This window comes from Streptomyces sp. NPDC091281 (assembly GCF_044757425.1).
Lineage (GTDB): Bacteria > Actinomycetota > Actinomycetes > Streptomycetales > Streptomycetaceae > Streptomyces.
The window spans coordinates 25492-46746 of record NZ_JBIVUY010000006.1 but is presented as its reverse complement, the minus strand read 5'-3'; the positions used below and the strand labels follow the sequence as shown (position 1 = coordinate 46746).

Below are 21255 nucleotides of genomic sequence, written 5' to 3'. Positions count from 1 at the left end.
GCGTGGACGGGAGAGCGGCCCCCGGCATCACACCGGGACGCGGGACTTCTCGACCTCGCGGGGCGCGGGCACTCCCACCGGTTCGGCCGAGGGCACCTCGCACTGCATGGTCCGCGGCAACCGCAGCGCCATCACCGCCCCCAGCAGCAACAACCCGGCGCTCACCAGCAGCGTCACATGGAGCCCGTGCACGAAGCAGTCCCGCGCGACCCGGCGCAGGGTCTCCCCGGCGGCGCCCCCGAGCCGCCCCGCGACCTCGTACGCCTCGCCGAGGGAGTGCCCCGCCGAGCCGGACGCGGACGCCGGCACCCCCGGCACGGAGGCCAGGCCGGGCGAGTAGGCCGCGTTCATGACACTGCCGAGCAGCGCGATCCCGATCCCCGCGCCGAGCTGGTACGAGGTCTCGCCGATCGCCGCCGCCCCGCCCGCCTGCTCCGGCGGAGCCTCGCTCAGCATCGACTCGTACGCCGCGAACAGCGTCGTCTCCAGCCCGAACCCGAGCAGCACGAACCCGAGGAGCAGCAGTCCGGGGTTGTCGGAGCCGCCCATGGCGGTCAGCGTGAGGACGGCGAGCGCAGTGACGCAGAACCCGCCGCACACCATCCGCCGGGGGCCGACCCGGCGCAGCAGCCGCGCCCCGGCCAGCCCGGCCGCCATCGCGGCGAACGTCAGCGGCAGCAGCCGCAGCCCGGTCTCCAGCGGGGACAGGCCGAGCACGAGCTGGAGGTACTGGGCGGCGATCAGCTCCAGGCCGACCAGCGCCAGCATGGCCAGCACGATGCAGCCGACCGAGGTGCTGAACGCCGGACGGGAGAACATCCGCAGGTCGACCAGCGGATGCCTGCGGCGCCGCTGCCGCCGTACGAACAGGACGATCAGCGCCACGCCCGCCACCAGCGGGACCAGGCCGAAGACGCTGAGATCACCGGCGCCGAGGCGCTTCACGCCGAGGACCGCGCCGAAGAGTCCGGCCGCCGCCATCAGCGCGCCGACGACGTCCCACGGCCCGTCGCCCGCGCCCTTCGACTCGGGCAGCAGCAGCCGTCCGACGGGCAGGCTGACCAGCATCAGCGGAATGTTGACGAGGAAGACCGAGCCCCACCAGAAGTGTTCGAGGAGGAAGCCGCCGAGCAGTGGTCCGACGGCCGCGCCGACCGCGGCGACCGCGCTCCAGATGCCGATGGCGAGGGCCCGCTCACGCCGGTCGGGGAAGACCTGGCGGAGGATCGACAGCGTCGCGGGCATGATCATCGCACCGCCGACGCCGAGCAGGGCCCGCGCGGCGATGAGCGTCTCGGCGCTGCTCGCGAACGCGGCGAGCGCGGAGGCGACGCCGAAGAGGGCGTAGCCGAGGAGGAGGACCTTTCTGCGGCCCACCTTGTCGCCGAGCGTGCCGAAGAGGATCAGCAGCGAGGCGCAGACCAGCGGATAGGTGTCGACGATCCAGAGCAGTTCGATGCCGCCGGGCCGCAGGTCCTCGGTGACGGCGGGCACCGCCACGTGCAGCACGGTGGCGTCCACGGCGACCAGGAGCAGGCTGACGCACAGCACCACCAGGACGACCCAGCGGTTGGCACCGGCCCCGGCCGCCCGACGGCGCAGCCGGGCGGCGGCCGCGGTCGTCCCGGACATAGACGTACCTCCCAGGTGCTCCCAGGTGTGTCCTCGGCTTCGGCGGGCTCGCGGGGGTGGGGACTCCCCCGCGACTCGGCCGGAGAGGAGCGGTGGTCTCCGGCCCGCGCAGCGAACGACGAGTGAGTGGCAGCGTACGCGAGTTCGCCCGTCGTCCACGTGGTGGACCTCTCACAGTTACGGGCCCCGTCTGTGGCGTACGCCACTTTTTTCACGGGCCGTCGTACCCCGGCGCACCCAGTGTTCCCGGGCCCCGCCGATAATCGGGTCCGTGACCGATCCTGGAACGCGCGTGGCCCCGTACGGACCCGCGGCCCTGCGCCGGGCGGCCCCCGCCCTCCTCGGGTACGCGGCCGTGCGCGCCCTGGGTCTGCTCGTCCTCGCCGGGTGGAGCGGGGCGCGCGACAAGAGCGCGTACACCTTGCTGACCGCCCGCTGGGACGCGCTGTGGTACACGCGGGTCGCCGAGCTGGGGTACGGCTACGAGGTGCGGCTGCCGAACGGCGACGTCCACTCCAACCTGGCGTTCTTCCCGCTGCTGCCCTGGCTGGAGCGGCTGCTGCACGCGCTGACCCCCCTGTCGTACGGCGCCGCGGGCTTCGTCGTCTCGCTGGGCGCGTCGCTCGCCGCGGCCTGGGGGATCTTCGCGGTCGCCGACCGGGTGTACGGCCGCCGCGTCGGGGTCTGCGCGGTGCTGGTGTGGGCGGTGCTGCCGGTCGGGATCGTGCAGTCGATGGCGTACAGCGAGTCCCTGTTCACGGCGCTCGCCGCCTGGTCGCTGTACGCGGTGCTCACCGGCCGCTGGGTGACGGCCGGGCTGCTGGCCTCGCTGGCCGGGCTGACCCGGCCGGTCGGGCTGGCGGTGGTCGCGGCGGTGTGGGCGGCGGGCGTGGTCTCGTTCGTGCGGGAGCGGGGCGCGGCGCGCGGGGCGGGCGCGCGGCCGGACGATTCCGCCCCCCGGCCGCCGTCACCCCCCGCCCGGCCGCGCGAAGGGGCTCGCGGGGGCGCGTCGCGGGCGGCGCGCGCCGCCGGTCTGCTGCTCGCCCCGACCGGGGCCGCCGGATACGTCCTGTGGGTGGGTCACCGGACCGGGAAGGGGCCGCTCGGCTATCTCGACGTCCAGGCGGGCTGGCGCAACGGCTTCGACGGCGGACTCGCCTTCGCCCGCTTCGTCGGCGCCAAGTTCACCCCCGGCCCGTCCGGCCCCGCGCTCCCCTCCGTCCTGGCGGGCGTCGCCCTGACCGCGGGGGTGGCCGCGCTGATCTGGCTGTACGTCGTCTGCGTGCGCCGCCGCCAGCCGCTCCCGCTGCTCGTCCACACCGGGGTCGTGCTGGCGCTCGCCCTGTGCGCCTCCAGCTACTTCGGGTCGAAGCCGCGGCTGCTGATGCCCGCCTTCCCGCTGCTGTTCCCGCCCGCCCAGGCACTGGCGGCCCTGGCCGCGCGGCGGCCGGTGCGCGCCGCGGTGATCGTCGGCGGGGTGGCGGTCGCCTCTGCCGTGTACGGAGCGTGGTGGCTGAACGGGTCGGGTCCCCCGTGATCCACCCGGTCGGCCCGTGAGCGTACGGAGAATGGCGCACCAGCATTCGGTGAACGCATTCCTTCCGTTCCTGAAACTCGCCACCGAAATAGGCCAGGGAATTGAAGGGTGAAAGCTTCTCAGATTGCGATTCCGTAGGAATAAAAGCTCTTCTGAGAGAGATCCCACATCACATCGTCATCACAAACCCGTGGATTCGGCAGGGAACTCAGCTCACGCGCTGTAACGTCGATTGGGTGCGTACCGAACGGAAGCTCACCCGTCTGGACCGGGTGTTCGCCAGGCTCGACCGTGAGCCGGAACGGCCGACCCTCGCGGACATGCCGAGGATGAGCCGGCACCGGGTCGCGCTGTTCGCCGCGACCCTGGCGTTCTACCTGGCGATCGTGTGGCTCGTGGTGATCACCTCGTGGCTGGTCCGCCTCGACTGGCAGGTCATGTTCTTCCGGCCGTACCAGCAGTGGTCCGAGATCCACTGGTTCGTCGACTACTACGTGGTGCTCGGCCAGCGCGGCCCCACCGCCGTGATGGTCGCCGCCTGGCTGGGCTGGAGATCCTGGCGGCAGCACACCCTGCGCCCGCTGCTCACGCTCGGCGCCTCGCTGCTGCTGCTCAACGTCACCGTGGGCGCCGCGAAGATCGGCATGGGCCGTCTCGGCCCGCACTACGCCACCGTCATCGGCTCGAACGAGATGGGTCTGGGCGGCGATATATTTCCCAGCGGCCACACCGCCAACGCGGTGGTGACCTGGGGAATCCTGGCCTATCTGGCCTCCACCCCGCGCGCCCGCCGCTGGCTGTCCGCGCTCTCCGCGGTCACCTCCCTCGGCGTCGGCCTCGCCACCGTCTACCTCGGTACGCACTGGCTGAGCGACGTCGTCCTCGGCTGGGCCGCCGGTCTGCTGATCCTGCTGGCGCTGCCCTGGTTCGAGCCGCTGATCGCCCGCACGGAGACGCTGATCCTCGACCTGCGGGACCGCTGGCGCGACCGTCGCACGGGCGCGGCGCCCGTACCGGCCCCCGCTCCGGTGCCGGTCGCCGTACCGGTCGCCCCGCACTCCCCGGCCGCGTCGTCGCCGGTCCGCTCCCACGAGGCGGCGCCGCCGGTGTCGCGTGCGCCCGCCGCACCCGTGTACCTGCCTCCCGGCCCGCACACGGCCCGCCCGGAGCGCAGCCCGGTCACCCCGACCGGCAGCAGGCGGCCACCGCACCCCGAGCGGCTGCCGAGGGGCTCGGGCAACCAGACGGCCCGCCCGCTGACCGGCGGCTGACCGGCGTCCGCCCGTACGGCGGCCGGTCCGGGGTCGTGCGGCCCGGCGTCAGCCCTTCCAGGAGCGGGTCACGTGCCCGTCCCGCACCTCGAAGTTGAGGCGCCCCACGCGGTACTCCATGGTGATGATCGTGCCGGGCTCCAGCGCCCGCACCGTCGACCAGCCGCGCTCCCGGGCGAGCCGCTCGGCCCGCCCGGCCTCCAGGCCCACGTAGGCGTCCGGGCTGTCCTGGGGCTCCGCGGGCGGAGTGGGAATCGCTGCCATACGGGCCACGCTAGGCCGAGAGCGCCGTTCCGGGAACCCCGTACCGGACGCGGGGATCACCCCGGTCACCGTTCCGTCACAACGTCACGACAGCCGTTTCCGGCCGCTTCCCCCATCCCGGCGCGCGATCCGGCCCTTCTTCCGCCCGCATTCGAACGGCCTTTTCACGCCGTGTCCGTATCCCGCCCGAACGGCTCGTCATTCCCGTCGAATTGGGTCCGGAGAAGAGGCGCCGGAGACCGGTTCTTTCCGAACGTCCGGGCCACCGAGCGACCGCCCCCCATCGGAAATACACGGTTCCCTCACCACCCCCTTACGCCGGGCCGCCGGTGCCGCCCCGCTCCCCGGACCCCTCCCCGGCCCGTGACAGCGCGCCGTCGAGGCGGTCCCGCGCGGCCCGGATCGCGTCGATCAGCTCGGGCGGTTCCAGCACCTCGAAGGGGAAGCCCATCAGCATCACGTGGATCACCATCACGTCGAGGCTCGCGGCCCCGGTGCGCAGGACGCAGGCGTCCGGACCGTCCTCCTCCAGCGTCCCGGCGGACGGCGAGACCCGTACGGCGGCCTCGGCGCGGGGCACCAGCAGCCGGACGACGGCGTGGGTGGCGTAGGCGCGGGTCGAGACACCGCGGGAGACGTACGCGGCCAGGTCCTCGGCGGGCGGGGTGCGCGGGGTGAACCGGGGGCCGTGCGGGGGCCTCGGCGTGACCCGGTCGACGCGGAAGGTGCGCCAGTCCGCGCGGTCGGTGTCCCAGGCGACCAGGTACCAGCGCCGCTCGGTGCAGACGAGGCGGTGCGGCTCGACCGTACGGCGACTCGTGGTGCCGTCGTGGCCCCGGTAGTCGAAGCGCAGCCGCTCTGCGTCGCGGCAGGCGTGCGCGAGGTCGGTGAGGACGGCCGGGTCGACGGCGGAGGCCTGCGGGCCGCGCAGCATCGGCACGGTGAACGCGTTCAGCGCCCCCACCCGGCGGCGCAGCCGGTGCGGCAGCACCTGCTCCAGCTTCCCCAGGGCGCGTACGGAGGCCTCGCCGATGCCCTCGATGCCGTGCCCGGCGGCGGTGCGCAGTCCGACGGCCACGGCGACCGCCTCGTCGTCGTCCAGCAGCAGCGGCGGCAACTCGGCACCGGCGCCCAGCTGGTAGCCGCCGCCGGTGCCGGGGCTGGCGTTCACCGGATAGCCCAGTTCGCGCAGCCGGTCCACGTCCCGGCGGACGGTGCGCGGGGTGACGCCGAGCCGATCGGCGAGGGCGGCGCCGGACCACTCGCGGTGGGCCTGGAGCAGCGAGAGCAGGCGCAGCAGTCGGGCGGAGGTCTCCAGCATGGACGCAGTCTCGCCCATGGCGTCCGGTGCTCCTGCCGCGGGCCCACGGCAGGAACAGCCGGTGATCGGACCGTCCGGGGACGACCTGTCCGCGGTCGGACCGTCCGGGGTCAGATCATCAGGCGCAGGCCCGGCAGGATCAGGTCCGGATTCCCGCCCACGGCCGCCCTGTTGGCCGCGTAGAGGCGCTGCCAGGTGGTGCCGTGCCCGGCGGCGATGGTGCCGAGCGTCTCGCCCGGCCGCACGGTGTGGACGTCGGTGCCCGCCGAGACGTCGGCGCGGGGGGCGTCGGCGCGGGAGGCGCCGCTCGGCTTGCGGCCGGTGGGCGTGGTGCGGTCGGTGGTGGTCTCGCGGGGCGCGCTCGCCGTACGGCCGGTCCGTTCGCGGGACTTGTCGGCCTTCGGGGCTCCGTTGCCGGAGGCGGCGGGGGCGGAGCCGGTGGCCCCGGCGCGGGTGGAACAGGTCGGCCAGGCGCCCCAGCCCTGGGCGCGCTGGACCTTGGTGGCCACGGCGATCTGCTGGGTCCGGCTCGCGCGGTCGGCGGTCGGGGCGTGGGCGGTGCCGCCGTACGCCCGCCAGGTGGCGGCGGAGAACTGGAGCCCTCCGTAGTAGCCGTTGCCGGTGTTGATGTGCCAGTCGCCGCCGCTCTCGCACCGGGCGATGCGGTCCCAGACACCCTGGTCGGCCGCCGCGGCGGTGCCGCCCGCGGCGAGCAGGCCGAGGGGGGCGAGCAGGGCCGCCCCGGCGAGCACCGCCGTCGTACGCGCCGTGGCGGCGCGGGCCGGAAGACCGTCGGCGGCGGAGCGTTCAGCACAGTCGGACATGAGGGTCCCTCTCTACGCACCCGGGGTCTCCCCCGGGACGGGGCTCGCCGTCCGCGCGCTGACGCGGTCGGCGTGCTCCGCCCCGTCCGCCGGGAGGCGCGGTGCCGAGATGACTCCGGCGCCGCGCCGCCGACGGACCCACCCCGGGCGGTGCTCGATGCACACGGCGGCGGAATCTATGGAGTGCGGGGGCCCGGAATCAACCAACTGCCGCTTTCCGCAGGCCAGTTCGCGATTACCGGGGGTAGCGGCGAGTTCCGGACAGCCCTTTCAGCACCGTATGTCGCGATGTGTCACCCCGGACCGGCCACCCCATGTGGCCCACCTCACGTGACCAACTTTCGTGATCCGCTCGTTACTTGACGATGAGTGTCCGATTCCGCACCTCTGGTGACCGAGTGCGCAGGGCGCCGCGAATCGGTACCGCCGACAGCGTGACCCCCGCCACAGATCGCCCGTTGTCTTCTTCATGGGCCGGGGAGCCACCCGGACCGCCCACGCACCGCATCCGAGGGAGTCACCCGTGCCGCGCATGCTCGACGTCAGCGACGACGTACGCGCCGAGATCGGCGACGAAGAAGCCGACCGGCTGCTCGCCGGAGAGAACGCCCCGGGCAGTTACGACTGCACCTCCTGCCGCACCCCGGGCGACTCCGACCACGAGCGCACCAGCACCGTGCTGTTCATCGGGGACGAGACCGCCGTCCTCGCGTTCGCCCACGCCACCTGCCTGCCCTCGCAGATCGTCCAGGTCACCGAGGAGCAGTTGCAGGGCGCCGTGCGCTCCATCAGCGGCGAGACCCCCGCCGCCACCGCACCGGCCGCCGGGACGCCCGTCCCCGAGCAGGCGGTGCTCGGCGTGACCAGCGGACTGGTGCTGCTCGCCGGGGAGTTGCACCCCGCGCTGGTCGTGGAGCCGACCGCGGCGATCGTACGGCCGGGCTCCACCGGTCTCGGCGACGACTTCCTGCCGCTCCTCATCGAGCAGGGCTTCATGCCGCTGGCGGAGCTGACCGAGGTGCCGCCCGTGCAGCACGGCTGGTCGGTGCTGCTCGCGATGGGCCAGCTCCACGCGGTCCTCCAGCCGTCCGCGCACGGCGGCCAGCCGGTCGCCTGGTGGCAGGCGCACCAGCCGCTCCAGGTCACCGAGGGCTGGCGGGCCGCCGCCAACAAGCACCAGCAGGTGCTGATGTTCGCGGCCCCCGTGGGCTCCATCGGCCGCCAGCCCCGCGAGGACCTGCTGCGCGACGCCCTCGACAAGGCCGCCGCCAACGGCAAGCTGGTCGGCGCGGCCCTCCCCCTCGCCGGCACCTGAGCACCGCGCGCCCGGTCCTGGGGGCGCCCCGCGCCCGCGCCGGGGCGCCCCCAGGACCGCATCCCTTGCACAGTGCCGTCGTTGGGACCTACGTGCACACCTACGACGTTCCCCGCCGCCAGTCCTACCAGCCGATCCCGTCCGCGCGACCGGCCCAGGACTCCCACGGCGGCCCATCGGCCACGCCGATCTACGACGCGCTCTACGCCGAGTACGTCAAGTCGTTCCGCTCGCTGCCGGGTGACCGCAGCGGCGAGGACGAGCTGGGCTTCACCGCCTTCGGGAACATCCCGCACGGCGGGGGTTCGTACGTGCCGCCCCGGCCGGGCACGTTCAGCAGCTCCTACAGCGCGTACAGCGCGGGGGCGCAGAGCGCGCGGCTCGGCCAGCAGTCGCAGTGGCAGCGGGTCGGTCCGCTCACGCAGATCGCGCAGATGACCCAGGTCGGCCAGCTCCCCCAGGGCGGCCAGCCGGGGGTCGGGCACCCGTACCCGGCGTCGGGCACGCACCACGTCCCGGCGGCGCTGCCGCCCGCGCCCCGGCGCAGCCCCTGACGGCCGGGCGGGCGTGACACGACTGGAGGGCGGCACCCCGTGCGGGGTGCCGCCCTCCGGCCGTACCGGACCTCAGGTCACTTCTTCTTGCCGCGCTTCTCCCGCACCCGCACCGAGATGTGGATCGGGGTGCCGTCGAAGCCGAACTCCTCGCGCAGCCGCCGCTCGACGAAGCGCCGGTAGCCCGCCTCGATGAACCCGGAGGCGAACAGCACGAACCGCGGCGGCTTGGTGCCCGCCTGCGTGCCGAAGAGGATGCGCGGCTGCTTGCCGCCCCGGATCGGGTGCGGGTGGGCCGAGACCAGCTCGCCGAGGAAGGCGTTGAGACGGCCCGTCGGGACGCGCGTCTCCCACCCGGCGAGGGCGGTCTCGATGGCGGGGACCAGCTTCTCCATGTGCCGCCCGGTGCGCGCCGAGACGTTCACCCGGGGCGCCCACGCGACCTGGGCGAACTCGGTCTCGATCTCCCGCTCCAGGTAGTAGCGGCGCTCCTCGTCGAGGGTGTCCCACTTGTTGTAGGCGATGACCAGGGCGCGGCCCGCGTCGACCGCCATGGTGACGATCCGCTGGTCCTGCACGGAGATCGACTCGGAGGCGTCGATCAGGATGACCGCCACCTCGGCCTTCTCCACGGCGGCGGCGGTGCGCAGCGAGGCGTAGTAGTCGGCGCCCTGCTGGAGGTGGACCCGCTTGCGGATACCGGCGGTGTCGACGAACTTCCAGGTGACGCCGCCGAGTTCGATCAGTTCGTCGACGGGGTCCCGGGTGGTGCCGGCCATCTCGTTGACGACGACGCGCTCCTCGTTCGCCACCTTGTTCAGCAGCGAGGACTTGCCGACGTTGGGGCGGCCGATGAGGGCGATGCGGCGCGGGCCGCCGACGGCGGTGCCGAAGGTCTGCTCGGGCGCCTCGGGCAGCGCCTCCAGGACGGCGTCCAGCATGTCGCCGGTGCCGCGGCCGTGCAGCGCGGAGACGGGGTGCGGTTCGCCGAGGCCGAGGGACCAGAGGTAGGAGGCGTCGGCCTCGCCGCTGGGGCCGTCGACCTTGTTGGCGGCGAGGACGACGGGCTTGCCCGCCTTGCGCAGCAGCCGGACGACGGCCTCGTCGGTGTCGGTGGCGCCGACCTTGGCGTCCACGACGAACACGACGGCGTCGGCGGCCTCGATCGCGTACTCGGCCTGGGCGGCGACGGAGGCGTCGATGCCGAGGACGTCCTGCTCCCAGCCGCCGGTGTCGACGACCTTGAAGCGGCGGCCCGCCCACTCGGCCTCGTAGGTGACGCGGTCGCGGGTGACGCCGGGCTTGTCCTCGACGACGGCCTCGCGGCGGCCGATGATCCGGTTCACCAGGGTCGACTTGCCGACGTTCGGGCGGCCGACGACGGCGAGGACGGGCAGCGGGCCGTGTCCGGCCGCCTCGATGGCGCCCTCCACGTCCTCCAGGTCGAAGCCCTCGACCGCGGCGAGCTCCATGAACTCCGCGTACTCGGCGTCGCCGAGCGCCCCGTGATCGTGCTCGAAGGCCTCGGAGCCGTCGGAGCCCTCGGGCTGGATGTGGTCGTTCATGAAGTCCGTACCTCGTCGTTCATTCGTGGTGATCGGTGGACCACCCGGCTCCCGGGCCCTCGCGAGGACCGTTCCGCCGGGTTGATCCACTACTCAGTGTCGCCCAGCGTCCGGTCGGTCGCCCGGCATTTCCTCGCGGTCCGCCGCCGTGCGGCCGGTGGACCGTCTGGCCTGCTCCAGGTGGGCGGCCAGATGCTTCTGGATACGTTCGGTCGCCTCGTCCAGCGCCTTGCGGGTACGCCGTCCGCTGCCGTCGCCCGCCTCGAACGGGTCGCCGAAGACGACGTCGACGCGGGAGCGCAGCGGGGGCAGCGCCTTGACCAGGCGTCCGCGGCGGTCGGTGCTGCCCAGGACGGCCACGGGGACGATCGGCGCCCCGCCGCGGACCGCGAAGTAGGCGAGCCCGGCGCGCAGCGAGGCGAAGTCGCCCTCGCCGCGGGTGCCCTCCGGGAAGATCCCGAGGGCACCGCCCTGCTGGAGCACGCCCAGCGCGCGGGTGATGGCGGTGCGGTCGGTGGTGTGGCGGTCGACCTTGAGCTGGCCGATGCCGGTCAGGAAGGGGTCGAGGGGGCCGACGAACGCCTCCTTCTTGATCAGGAAGTGCGTCGCGCGGGGTGCCACGCCCATGACCATGGGTCCGTCGATGTTGTGCGAGTGGTTGACGGCGAAGATCACCGGGCCGGTCGCGGGGACCTTCCAGGCGCCGAGGACGCGCGGCTTCCACAGCCCGTACATCAGGCCGACGCCGATCCGCCGCCCGATCTCGGCGCCTCTCGGGGAGGGCAGTTCGGTCACTTCGCGGCCCGCTTCTCCTCGACGAGCGAGACGACGCGGTCGATGACCTGGTCGAGCGTCAGCTCGGTGGTGTCGACCTCGACGGCGTCGTCCGCCTTGGCGAGCGGGGAGGTCTTGCGGGAGGAGTCGGCGGCGTCGCGCCGGACCAGCGCCTCCCGGGTGGCCCGGACGTCGGCGCCCTTCAGCTCGCCGCTGCGGCGGGCGGCGCGGGCCTCCGGCGAGGCGGTGAGGAAGATCTTCAGGTCGGCGTCGGGCAGGACGGTGGTGCCGATGTCGCGGCCCTCGACGACGATGCCCCGCCCCGCCCCGGCGGCCAGCGAGCGCTGGAGTTCGGTGATGAGGGTGCGCACCTCGGGCACCGCGCTGACGGCGCTGACCTTGGCGGTGACGTCCTGGGTGCGGATCGGTCCGGCCACGTCGGTGCCGTCGACGGTGATGGTCGGCGCGGCCGGGTCGGTGCCGGAGACGATCTCGGGCTTGGCCGCGACGGCGGCGATCGCCGTGGGGTCGTCGATGTCGATGCCGTTGACGACCATCCACCAGGTGATCGCCCGGTACTGCGCGCCGGTGTCGAGGTAACTGAGCCCGAGGCGGGCGGCCACGGCCTTGGACGTGCTCGACTTGCCCGTGCCCGACGGGCCGTCGATGGCGACAATCACGGGCTGGGCGGCGCCGTTTTCCACGGGTGGACACCTTCCTGGTGCGTGGCGGGGGCTGGCGGGGCGGAAACATGCCCCGCACAAGGTTACTGCGTACGGCTGACTCGTCCGGCCGCGCGGCCCGCCCCGGCCCGCTCCCCCGGTTCTGGTCCCGGCGGGGGGGGCGGGTGTCCGGCTACTGCCGCAGTGCCCAGCCCCGCTCGCGCAGCGCGCCGGAGAGGACGGTCGCCGCCTTCGGCTCGACCATGAGCTGCACGAGGCCCGCCTGCTGGCCGGTGGCGTGCTCGATGCGGACGTCCTCGATGTTGACGCCCGCGCGGTCGGCGTCGGCGAAGATCCGGGCCAGCTGTCCCGGCTGGTCGTCGATGAGGACCGCGACGACCTCGTAGACGCGGGGCGCGGAGCCGTGCTTGCCCGGGACCCGGACCTGTCCGGCGTTGCCGCGGCGCAGCACGTCCTCGATGCCCCCGGTGCCCTCGCGGCGCTTGTCCTCGTCGGAGGACTGGAGCGCGCGCAGCGCCCGGACCGTGTCGTCCAGGTCGGCGGCGACGTCCCCGAGGAGGTCGGCGACCGGGCCGGGGTTCGCGGAGAGGATGTCGATCCACATCCGGGGGTCGGAGGCGGCGATCCGGGTCACGTCCCGGATGCCCTGCCCGCACAGCCGTACGGCGGCCTCGTCGGCGCTCTCCAGGCGGGCGGCGACCAGGCTGGAGACCAGGTGCGGCATGTGGGAGACGAGGGCGACGGCCCGGTCGTGGGCGTCGGCGTCCATGACGACGGGGACGGCCTGGCAGAACGAGACCAGTTCCAGGGCGAGGTTGAGGACCTCGGTGTCGGTGTCGCGGGTCGGGGTGAGCACCCAGGGGCGGCCCTCGAAGAGGTCCGCGCTCGCGGCCAGCGGGCCGGACTTCTCCCGGCCGGACATGGGGTGCGTGCCGAGGTAGGGGGTGAGGTCGAGGCCGAGCGCCTCCAGTTCGCGGCGGGGCCCGCCCTTGACGCTGGCCACGTCGAGGTAGGCGCGGGCCACGCCCCGGCGCATGGCGTCGGCGAGCACCCCGGCCACGTGCGCGGGCGGGGCGGCGACCAGGGCGAGGTCCACGGGGCCGTCGGGGGCCTCGTCCAGCCCGGCGCCGAGGGCGGCGGCGGTGCGGGCCTGCTCGGGGTCGCGGTCCTCCAGGTGGACGGCGACGCCGCGCCGGACCAGGGCGAGGGCGGCGGAGGTGCCGATGAGGCCGGTGCCGATGACGAGCGCGGTCCTCACTGGGCGATGTCCTTGCGCAGGGCGGCGGCGGCACCGAGGTAGACGTGGTGGATGTCGGCGCGCGGCCGGTCCGACTCGACGTGGGCCAGGACGCGGACCACGCGCGGCATGGCGCCCTGGATGTCGAGTTCCTGGGCGCAGATCAGCGGGACGTCCACGATGCCGAGCTTGCGCGCGGCGGCGGCCGGGAAGTCGCTGTGCAGGTCGGGTGTGGCCGTGAACCAGATGCTGATCAGGTCGTCGGCGGCCAGGCCGTTGCGCTCCATGACGGCGGTGAGCAGTGCTCCGACCCGCTCGTCCATGTGTCCGGCCTCGTCCTCGTCCAGCTGGACGGCCCCCCGGACCGCTCGTACCGCCACGGCGCTGCTCCTCGCTCACGTAGGGATGGCTCTTCGCCCGTCCAGCGTAGTCAGCGCGGGCGGAATCCGTGCGCCGGGCCCGTCCGTCGAGACGGTGGGCGCTTCACGGTCCTTTGTCGGGGTTTACTGGACCTTGACCGTTCACGGGGTGCCGCCCGTTCACCGGCCCCCTCCCGAGCGGAGCGGCCGCGCGCGGCCCCGTGATCCTCCTCGCACCCCCCGGAGCGACGCCATGACGAGCCTTCCCGCCTCCCGCCGTACGGTCCTGCTCACCTCGGGCGCGGCGGCGCTCGCCGTCGCGGCGGTCGGCTGCGGCGGGGACGACGGCGGGGGGTCCGCCTCGGACGGCACGCCCGCGCCCAAGGGCACTCTGGGGCAGGAGCTGGCGAAGACGGCGGACATCCCGGTCGGCGGCGGGCGGATCTTCAAGGACGAGAAGATCGTGGTCACCCAGCCGACGGAGGGCGACTTCAAGGCGTTCTCGGCGGTCTGCACCCATCAGGGCTGCCTCGTCGGGAGCGTGGCCGACGGCACCGTCAACTGCCCGTGCCACGGCAGCACCTTCAAGATCACCGACGGTGCGGTGACCGGCGGTCCGGCGCCCCGGCCGCTGCCCGAGGAGAAGATCTCCGTCGAGGGCGGCAGCGTCCGGCTGGCCTGACGGCCGAAGGGGTACGGCGGCTCAGCGGTCCCAGAGCGCCCCGAGGGCCGCCAGTTCCCCCTGGTGCTCGACCCGGTCCGCCCAGGCGGTGGGCCAGGCCCCGGCGCCCGTGTGCGCGCCCGCGAAGGCGCCCGCGAGGCAGGCGATCGAGTCGGAGTCGCCGGAGGTGCAGGCGGCGCGGCGCAGCGCGGTCACCGGCCGGTCGGGGAAGAGCAGGAAGCAGAGCAGGCCGGTGGCCATGGCCTCCTCGGCGATCCAGCCCTCCCCGGTGGCGAGGCAGGGGTCGGTCTCGGGCGAGGGTCGGCGCAGGGCCTCGCCGAGCCGCTCCAGGACGGCGAGGCAGTCGTCCCAGCCGCGCGCGATGAAGTGCTCGGGGCTCGGGTCCTGGGACCGGGTCCACAGGTCGCCGAGCCAGCGGTGGTGGTAGCGGGTGCGCTGACCGAGGGCGTACGAGCGCAGCAGGCCGACCAGTCCGGTGGGTTCGGCGCCCCCGGCGAGGAGGCGTACGGCGTGGGCGGTGAGGTCGGAGGCGGCGAGCGCGGTGGGGTGGCCGTGGGTGAGGCCGGACTGGAGCTGGGCGGCCCCGGCGCGCTGCTCGTCGTCGAGGCCGGGCGCGAGGCCGATCGGGGCGACGCGCATGTTGGCCCCGCAGCCCTTGGAGCCGATCTGGCTCGCGTCCTGCCAGGGGCGGAGTTCGTCCTGGAGCAGCTCGCAGGCGGTGAGGCAGGTGCGGCCGGGGGCGCGGTTGTTCTCGGGCGAGACGTACCACTCCACGAACTCCGCGCGCAGCGGCGGGAGCAGTCCCTCCGGCGCCAGCGGACCCCGGTCGGTCGCGGTGCGCAGGGCGCGGGCGACGGCGAGGGTCATCTGGGTGTCGTCGGAGACGAAGGCGCGCTTCGGTAGCTCCATCTCGCGCCAGGGGCCGCACTTGGCGAGGATCGACGGCACGTCGTTGAACTCGGTCGGGAAGCCGAGGGCGTCTCCGAGGGCGAGGCCGAGCAGTGATCCGGTGGCGGCGCGCTTGGTGGCGTGCCGGACGGGCGGGGTGGCGGTGGTCATGCGGGGCGTCCTTCCCTGGTCGGTCGCGGCAGCGGGGGGTGGAGAGCGGTGGCGGGGCCCGCGCGGTAGAGGGCGGCGGGTTTGCCCCGGCCGCCGGTGAGGCGGGCGGCGGCGCCGGGCACGGGCTCGACGAAGCCGGGGGTGGCGAGCACCTTGCGGCGGAAGTTGGGCCGGTCCAGGCCGGTCCCCCACACGGCCTCGTAGACCCGCTGCAACTCGCCGAGGGTGAACTCGGGCGGGCAGAACGCGGTGGCGAGGCAGGTGTGCTCCAGCTTCGCGCCGAGCCGTTCGTGGGCGTCGGCGAGGATGCGGTCGTGGTCGAAGGCGAGCGGCACGGTCTCGTCGTACGGCGTCCAGCGGGCGCGGGCCGCGTCGCCGCCGCCGACCGGCTCGGGCGCGTCCGGGAGCAGGGCGGCGAAGGCGACGGAGACGACCCGCATCCGGGGGTCGCGGCCGGGTTCGCTGTAGGTGCGCACCTGCTCCAGATGGAGCCCGGAGACGTCCACCAGGCCGGTCTCCTCGGCGAGTTCGCGCCGGGCGGCGGTCTCGGCGGACTCGTCGGGCAGCAGGAAGCCGCCCGGCAGCGCCCAGCGGCCCGCGTACGGCTCCTGCCCGCGCTCCACGAGCAGGACGTGCAGCAGGCCGCCGCGCAGGGTGAGGACGGCGAGGTCGACGGTGACGGCGAAAGGTTCGAAGGCGTGCTTGTCGTAGTCCGGCACCGGCCACCCCCCTTCCGCATTAATAGTCACTGAGACTATAAACAGGCCGGGGTGCCGGACACAAGAAAGCGGCCAGCCCGGAAATCCGGAACCGACCGCTCCCTATGAGGTGATGACCTGTGGAGTGATGACCTGTGGGGTGATGACGACCGTGTCCCCAGGTCGCTCCACGGATCTGTCTACAGGTCGACTTCCTGCATCAGCATGCCGACCTCGGTGTTGGACAGGCGGCGCAGCCAGCCCGACTTCTGGTCGCCCAGGGTGATCGGGCCGAACGAGGTGCGCACCAGCTTGTCGACCGGGAACCCGGCCTCGGCGAGCATGCGCCGCACGATGTGCTTGCGGCCCTCGTGCAGGGTGACCTCGACCAGGTAGTTCTTGCCGGTCTGCTCGACGACGCGGAAGTGGTCCGCGCGCGCGTACCCGTCCTCCAGCTGGATGCCGTCCTTGAGGCGCTTGCCCAGGTCGCGCGGGATCGGGCCCACGATGTGCGCGAGGTAGGTCTTCTTCACGCCGTACTTGGGGTGGGTCAGCCGGTGGGCCAGCTCGCCGTGGTTGGTGAGCAGGATGACGCCCTCGGTCTCGGTGTCGAGCCGTCCCACGTGGAAGAGCCGGGTCTCACGGTTGGTGACGTAGTCCCCGAGGCACTGGCGGCCCTCCGGGTCCTCCATCGTGGAGACGACCCCGGCGGGCTTGTTCAGCGAGAAGAACTGGTACGACTGCGTGGCCACGGTCAGGCCGTCGACCTTGACCTCGTCCTTCTCGGGGTCCACGCGCTTGCCCTGCTCCAGGACGATCTCGCCGTTGACCTCGACCCTGGCCTGCTCGATCAGCTCCTCGCAGGCGCGCCGGGAGCCGTAGCCCGCGCGCGCGAGGACCTTCTGGAGCCGCTCGCCCTCCTGCTCGGCGCCGGGGAAGGTCTTGGGGAGCTTGATCTCCTTCTTGTCCGCGTACCGGTCGCGGTTGCGCTCCTCGGTGCGGGTCTCGTACTCGCGCGAGCGCGCCGGGGTGGAACGGCCGCCCTGCTGGGGCCGCTTCGGGCCGCCCTTGGCGCCGCCCCGGGCCGCGCCGCCGCGCCCGGACTTGGGTCCGTCCGGCGAGGCGGCCGGGCCCACGTCGTAGCGGCGCTCCTCGGGACGGGGCTTGCTGGGACGGCCCTGCTGTCCCTTGCCGCCCTGCTTCTGGTCCCTGCCGTTGCCGGCACCGCGGTAGTTACCGCGTCCACCGCTCTTGCCGCCACCGCTGCCGCTACCGCTGCTTCGCATCAAAGTTCCGTCGTCGTCGTGTCAGGCATGGTCGACCCCGCGGCCCTCGTCCGTGTCCGTGCTGTCGTCGGGGGCGTCCGGATCGAACGACGGCACGGCTTCCTGGGTCTCGGCCTCGATCGCCTCCGCCTCCGGGAGGAAGGGCGCGAGCTCCGGGAGCTCGTCCAGACCGCGCAGGCCCATCCGCTCCAGGAAGTAGTTCGTCGTCCTGTACAGGATCGCACCTGTTTCGGGTTCCGTGCCCACCTCCTCGACCAGACCCCGCTGGAGCAGGGTCCGCATCACGCCGTCGCAGTTCACCCCGCGCACCGCCGAGACCCGGCTGCGGCTGACCGGCTGGCGGTAGGCGACGACGGCCAGGGTCTCCAGGGCGGCCTGCGTGAGGCGGGCCTGCTGGCCGTCCAGGACGTAGCGCTCGACGGCCGCCGCGTAGTCGGCGCGCGTGTAGAAGCGCCAGCCGCCCGCGACGTACCGCAGCTCGAAGCCGCGGCCCTGCGCGGTGTACTCGTCGGCCAGCTCGCGCAACGCGTCCGCGACCTGCCTGCGGGGCCGCTCGACGATCTTCGCCAGGTGTTCCTCGGTCGCGGGTTCGTCCACGACCATCAGTACGGCCTCCAGGGCGGGCTTGAGAGCCAGCCCGGCGGCGGTCCGGAGCCCGGCGGGGGGTGCGTCGCTGTCTCTCACGGCTTCCTCTCCGCCCTCTGGGACTTCGCTGTCTTCTCCGGTTTCTCCGGGTCCTCCGGCGGGCGGTCGAACTCGTCGGTGACGCGCGGCTGGCCGTCCCCGTCCCCGCCGGTCCAGCGCACCAGCAGGTCGCCGAGGGCGGTCTCCTGGTCGAGGGCGACGGCCTTCTCCCGGTACAGCTCCAGCAGCGCGAGGAAGCGGGCGACGACGGTGAGGGTGTCGTCGGTGTCGTCCACCAGCGCGCGGAAACTGGCCTCGCCGAGCAGGCGCAGCCGGGCGACGACGATCCCGGCCTGCTCCTGCACGCTGACGAGCGGCGCGTGGATGTGCTCGACGTACACCTGCGGCTTGGCCCGCGGCTGCATCGCCTTCACGGCGAGCCTGGCGAAGCCCTCGGCGCCGATGCTGATGACGACCTCGGGCAGCAGCTCGGCGTGGTGCGCCTCCAGGCCGACGGTACGGGGGTAGCGGCGGGCCTCCTCGTCGAGGCGGGCGTTGAGGATGTCGGCGATCTGCTTGTACGCGCGGTACTGGAGCAGGCGCGCGAAGAGCAGGTCACGCGCCTCCAGCAGCGCGAGGTCGGCCTCGTCCTCCACCTCGGCGGCGGGCAGCAGCCGCGCGGCCTTGAGATCCAGCAGCGTCGCGGCGACGACGAGGAACTCGGTCGTCTGGTCCAGATCCCAGTCCGGCCCCATCGCCCGGATGTGCGCCATGAACTCGTCGGTCACCTTGGACAGAGCGACCTCGGTGACGTCCAGCTTGTGCTTGGAGATCAACTGGAGCAGGAGGTCGAAGGGCCCCTCGAAGTTGGCGAGCCGCACTTTGAAGACACCGTCGGGGGTGCCGGGGGCGGGCTCGGGGGCGAACGTGGGCTGGGGCTGTGGCTGTGGCTGGTCCGGGGTCTCGTCGGCCGGTTCCCGAGGGTCGTCCGGGCCGGGGGACGGACCGGCTTCCACGGGGACGGGCCGGGTGTCCGCCAGCCGGGAGGCGGCCCCGGCGGCATCGGCCGCGTCGGCGACGGCGGACCCGGTGGTGGGCCGCAGGATCCATGCCTGGGGCTCGTGTCGCCGCTCGGCGGGCTCGGGGGCGGTTCCGGCGTCGTGCGGGGTCCCGACCCGCCCGGCCGGGGTGGGCCGCCGGTCCCCCTCATCGATCTCCGGGGCCGCCCCGAGGGGCGGCGACGCCGCCGCGCGGGCGTCCTCGACGGGCTCCCGTGCGGCTCCGGATCGGGCCGGGTCGGCATCCTGCCGCCCCTCCGGGGCTTCGGCGGGCTCGGGGGAAGCCCCCCGGTCCGAGGGGATCACGCTCGCGGGAGGCGTCTCGTCGGCGCGGGACGGCTCGACCGCGTCGGGGTTCTCCGCGTCCGTCCGCTCCGCGGGCGCCGCCGGGCCGCTCTCCCCGCCTGTCCCCGGCCCCCGCCCCAGCGCGCGTCTGCGGCCGCCGGACGGGCCGGGGGCGGGCGCGGGGGCGGTGGTGGCGTCGGGGGCGTCAGGGGAGGTCATGGCCTCCGCAGGCTACCGCTACCGTCCGCGCAGACGGCGTACGAGGATGCTGGCGTCGCCGCGGGTCTCCAGGTCGGCGAGGACGACGGCGACCGCCTCCCGGACGATCCGGCCGCGGTCGACGGCGAGGCCGTGCTCGCCGCGCAGGACGAGGCGGGCGTGTTCCAGGTCCATGAGTTCCTCGGCGGACACGTACACGGTGATCTTCTCGTCGTGCCGCTCCCGGCCGCTGGGCCGCCGGTTCCCGGCCCGGCCCCGCTTGCGGGCGGCGGCCTCCGGCGCGGGGGCGGTGGCAGAACCTTCCTGCGCGCCCTGGCGGCGCGGCGAGCGCTCCGCCGCGGCGGACCGGCTGTGGGGCTCGCCCTCCGCCGGGTCGGCCCCGGCCGCCACGTGCTCGGCGCCGTCGCCGTCCCCGCCCTGCGCGGGCACGGAGTGCGGCGCGTCCTCGGCGGACCCGGCCGCCACCGCGTCGCCCTCCCCCGCGGGCCCCGCCGGAGCGGGGACGCGGGGCTCGGCGCCCGGCTGCCGCCGCGGCGCGGACGGCTGGAGCGCCGTTCCCCCTGTCGTACGGAAGAGTTCGTCGGCCCCCGGCAGACTCACTCGGCGTGACACCGGGCGAGCACCTCCCTGGCGAGCTGGCGGTACGCGGCGGCGCCGACGGAGTTGGAGGCGTAGGTGGTGATCGGCTCACCGGCGACCGTGGTCTCCGGGAAGCGGACCGTGCGCCCGATGACCGTGTGGTAGACGTGGTCGTCGAAGGCCTCGACGACGCGCGCGAGCACCTCACGGCTGTGCACGGTGCGCGAGTCGTACATGGTCGCCAGGATGCCGTCCAGCTCCAGGTCGGGGTTGAGCCGCTCCTGGACCTTCTCGATCGTCTCGGTCAGCAGGGCCACCCCGCGCAGCGCGAAGAACTCGCACTCCAGCGGGACGATGACCTTGTGCGCGGCGGTGAGCGCGTTGACGGTGAGCAGACCGAGCGAGGGCTGACAGTCGATGACGATGTAGTCGTAGTCGTCCATCAGCGGCTTCAGGGCCCGCTGGAGCGTCGACTCGCGCGCGACCTCGGAGACCAGCTGGACCTCGGCGGCGGACAGGTCGATGTTGCTGGGCAGCAGGTCCATGTTGGGGACCGCGGTCTTCAGGAGCACCTCGTCGGCCGACATGCCCCGCTCCATGAGCAGGTTGTAGACGGTGAGGTCCAGCTCCATCGGGTTGACGCCGAGACCGACCGACAGCGCGCCCTGCGGGTCGAAGTCCACGAGCAGTACCCGGCGTCCGTACTCCGCGAGCGCGGCACCCAGGTTGATGGTCGACGTGGTCTTGCCGACGCCGCCCTTCTGGTTGCACATCGCGATGATCGTCGCGGGACCGTGCTGTGTCAGCGGTCCCGGGATCGGGAAGTACGGCAGCGGCCGCCCGGTCGGGCCGACGCGCTCACGACGCTGGCGTGCGGCGTCGGGCGCGAGCGTGGCCGCGTACTCGGGATCGGGCTCGTACTCGGCGTCGGGGTCGTAGAAGTGCCCTTCGGGCAGTTCGTCGTAGTCGGCGAAGTGGTTGTGGGGCGCGCCACTTCCGTCGCCGGCCATGGCGTTCACGTGATGGCCATCCATGCTCTGGGGTGCTGACAGAGCCATCTGGGGGCCTCTCTGGCTCTGTTGGGCTGCGAAGGTTCGGACAGCGACGGAGCCGACAGCCTCGAGCCCCGTGGAGCCCTGGCCCCGCGTAGGCATTCCTGGTTGACCACCCCCGGGAGAAAATGTCGACTCATTCACAAGTCGTCTTACCTCCTTGGTGACCAGGAAACTTCTAGACAAGGTCAGCGTGGCACCATGCCGACGGTTGGCGACTCTATGGCGTGTCGGGCGTCCGCAGCAACACAATCCGCCGGACCCGGCCCGATGTGTCGGCAATGAAACATCCCTCTGTCAAGGGCGTACAGCCGTCGCACGGCAGGTTTCACGGGTGCGCGAATCGGTCGAAGGGTTACGTTCGAGGCGAGTTGACC

The 21255-nt window shown here is 73.6% G+C and carries 21 protein-coding genes; 5 read left to right on the top strand and 16 right to left on the bottom strand.

Annotated elements, in window-relative coordinates:
* Positions 1-27: 27 nt before the first annotated feature.
* Positions 28-1632 (bottom strand): MFS transporter, encoded by a 1605-nt coding sequence (locus ACIQPQ_RS17155; protein WP_401304653.1) that lies wholly within the window; start codon positions 1630-1632, stop codon positions 28-30.
* Positions 1633-1903: 271 nt separating this feature from the next.
* On the opposite strand from ACIQPQ_RS17155, the gene ACIQPQ_RS17150 reads away from it, so the two are divergent.
* Both ACIQPQ_RS17150 and ACIQPQ_RS17145 read left to right on the top strand, forming a co-directional pair.
* On the top strand, positions 1904-3169 hold the full coding sequence (locus ACIQPQ_RS17150) for a mannosyltransferase family protein (protein ID WP_401304650.1): 1266 nt from the start codon (positions 1904-1906) through the stop codon (positions 3167-3169).
* Positions 3170-3405: 236 nt separating this feature from the next.
* Complete coding sequence (locus ACIQPQ_RS17145; RefSeq protein ID WP_401304647.1) at positions 3406-4440, top strand: phosphatase PAP2 family protein; 1035 nt, start codon at positions 3406-3408, stop codon at positions 4438-4440.
* Between the two features lie 48 nt (positions 4441-4488).
* Here the strand turns inward: ACIQPQ_RS17145 and ACIQPQ_RS17140 are convergent, their stop codons facing one another.
* From ACIQPQ_RS17140 to ACIQPQ_RS17130, 3 genes are all read right to left on the bottom strand, one after another.
* Positions 4489-4704: an I78 family peptidase inhibitor gene (locus tag ACIQPQ_RS17140; RefSeq protein ID WP_401304644.1), complete on the bottom strand. Its 216-nt coding sequence runs from the start codon at positions 4702-4704 to the stop codon at positions 4489-4491.
* Positions 4705-5017: 313 nt separating this feature from the next.
* Positions 5018-6025, bottom strand: a complete 1008-nt coding sequence (locus tag ACIQPQ_RS17135) for a helix-turn-helix transcriptional regulator (RefSeq protein WP_401305225.1) — start codon at positions 6023-6025, stop codon at positions 5018-5020.
* 110 nt (positions 6026-6135) lie between these two features.
* Positions 6136-6849 (bottom strand): transglycosylase family protein, encoded by a 714-nt coding sequence (locus tag ACIQPQ_RS17130; protein ID WP_401304641.1) that lies wholly within the window; start codon positions 6847-6849, stop codon positions 6136-6138.
* Between the two features lie 523 nt (positions 6850-7372).
* On the opposite strand from ACIQPQ_RS17130, the gene ACIQPQ_RS17125 reads away from it, so the two are divergent.
* A complete protein-coding gene (locus ACIQPQ_RS17125) occupies positions 7373-8164 on the top strand; it encodes a hypothetical protein (RefSeq protein ID WP_401304638.1) in 792 nt (263 codons plus the stop codon).
* Positions 8165-8256: 92 nt separating this feature from the next.
* Entirely contained in the window at positions 8257-8718 is a 462-nt protein-coding gene (locus tag ACIQPQ_RS17120; RefSeq protein WP_401305224.1) for a hypothetical protein, read from the top strand.
* A gap of 77 nt (positions 8719-8795) precedes the next feature.
* On the opposite strand, the gene der is transcribed toward ACIQPQ_RS17120, so the two are convergent.
* From der to aroH, 5 genes are all read right to left on the bottom strand, one after another.
* Positions 8796-10283, bottom strand: a complete 1488-nt coding sequence (gene der, locus ACIQPQ_RS17115; RefSeq protein ID WP_401304635.1) for a ribosome biogenesis GTPase Der — start codon at positions 10281-10283, stop codon at positions 8796-8798.
* A gap of 93 nt (positions 10284-10376) precedes the next feature.
* Positions 10377-11078, bottom strand: coding sequence for a lysophospholipid acyltransferase family protein (locus tag ACIQPQ_RS17110; RefSeq protein WP_401304632.1), 702 nt, complete (start codon positions 11076-11078; stop codon positions 10377-10379).
* Positions 11075-11761, bottom strand: coding sequence for a (d)CMP kinase (cmk, locus tag ACIQPQ_RS17105; RefSeq protein WP_401304629.1), 687 nt, complete (start codon positions 11759-11761; stop codon positions 11075-11077). Before cmk ends, ACIQPQ_RS17110 begins: the two co-directional genes overlap by 4 nt.
* A 151-nt stretch (positions 11762-11912) precedes the next feature.
* Entirely contained in the window at positions 11913-12998 is a 1086-nt protein-coding gene (locus ACIQPQ_RS17100) for a prephenate dehydrogenase (protein ID WP_401304627.1), read from the bottom strand.
* Positions 12995-13357 (bottom strand): chorismate mutase, encoded by a 363-nt coding sequence (aroH, locus tag ACIQPQ_RS17095; protein WP_401304624.1) that lies wholly within the window; start codon positions 13355-13357, stop codon positions 12995-12997. The genes ACIQPQ_RS17100 and aroH overlap by 4 nt, the downstream gene beginning before the upstream one ends.
* Before the next feature lie 232 nt (positions 13358-13589).
* On the opposite strand from aroH, the gene ACIQPQ_RS17090 reads away from it, so the two are divergent.
* Positions 13590-14018 carry a Rieske (2Fe-2S) protein gene (locus tag ACIQPQ_RS17090; RefSeq protein ID WP_401304622.1) on the top strand — a complete coding sequence of 143 codons (429 nt, stop codon included), beginning with the start codon at positions 13590-13592 and terminating at the stop codon, positions 14016-14018.
* 21 nt (positions 14019-14039) lie between these two features.
* On the opposite strand, the gene ACIQPQ_RS17085 is transcribed toward ACIQPQ_RS17090, so the two are convergent.
* The 7 genes from ACIQPQ_RS17085 to ACIQPQ_RS17055 form a co-directional block, all read right to left on the bottom strand.
* On the bottom strand, positions 14040-15077 hold the full coding sequence (locus ACIQPQ_RS17085) for an ADP-ribosylglycohydrolase family protein (protein ID WP_401304620.1): 1038 nt from the start codon (positions 15075-15077) through the stop codon (positions 14040-14042).
* On the bottom strand, positions 15074-15796 hold the full coding sequence (locus ACIQPQ_RS17080; RefSeq protein ID WP_383774757.1) for an NUDIX domain-containing protein: 723 nt from the start codon (positions 15794-15796) through the stop codon (positions 15074-15076). Before ACIQPQ_RS17080 ends, ACIQPQ_RS17085 begins: the two co-directional genes overlap by 4 nt.
* Positions 15797-15975: 179 nt before the next feature.
* Complete coding sequence (locus tag ACIQPQ_RS17075; RefSeq protein WP_383774755.1) at positions 15976-17061, bottom strand: pseudouridine synthase; 1086 nt, start codon at positions 17059-17061, stop codon at positions 15976-15978.
* A gap of 21 nt (positions 17062-17082) precedes the next feature.
* On the bottom strand, positions 17083-17745 hold the full coding sequence (scpB, locus tag ACIQPQ_RS17070; RefSeq protein ID WP_383774752.1) for an SMC-Scp complex subunit ScpB: 663 nt from the start codon (positions 17743-17745) through the stop codon (positions 17083-17085).
* On the bottom strand, positions 17742-18725 hold the full coding sequence (locus ACIQPQ_RS17065; protein WP_401305222.1) for a segregation and condensation protein A: 984 nt from the start codon (positions 18723-18725) through the stop codon (positions 17742-17744). Before ACIQPQ_RS17065 ends, scpB begins: the two co-directional genes overlap by 4 nt.
* Positions 18726-19265: 540 nt before the next feature.
* Positions 19266-19859, bottom strand: coding sequence for a hypothetical protein (locus ACIQPQ_RS17060; RefSeq protein ID WP_383774747.1), 594 nt, complete (start codon positions 19857-19859; stop codon positions 19266-19268).
* Positions 19844-20980, bottom strand: coding sequence for a ParA family protein (locus ACIQPQ_RS17055; RefSeq protein WP_401304616.1), 1137 nt, complete (start codon positions 20978-20980; stop codon positions 19844-19846). Before ACIQPQ_RS17055 ends, ACIQPQ_RS17060 begins: the two co-directional genes overlap by 16 nt.
* Positions 20981-21255: the final 275 nt, after the last annotated feature.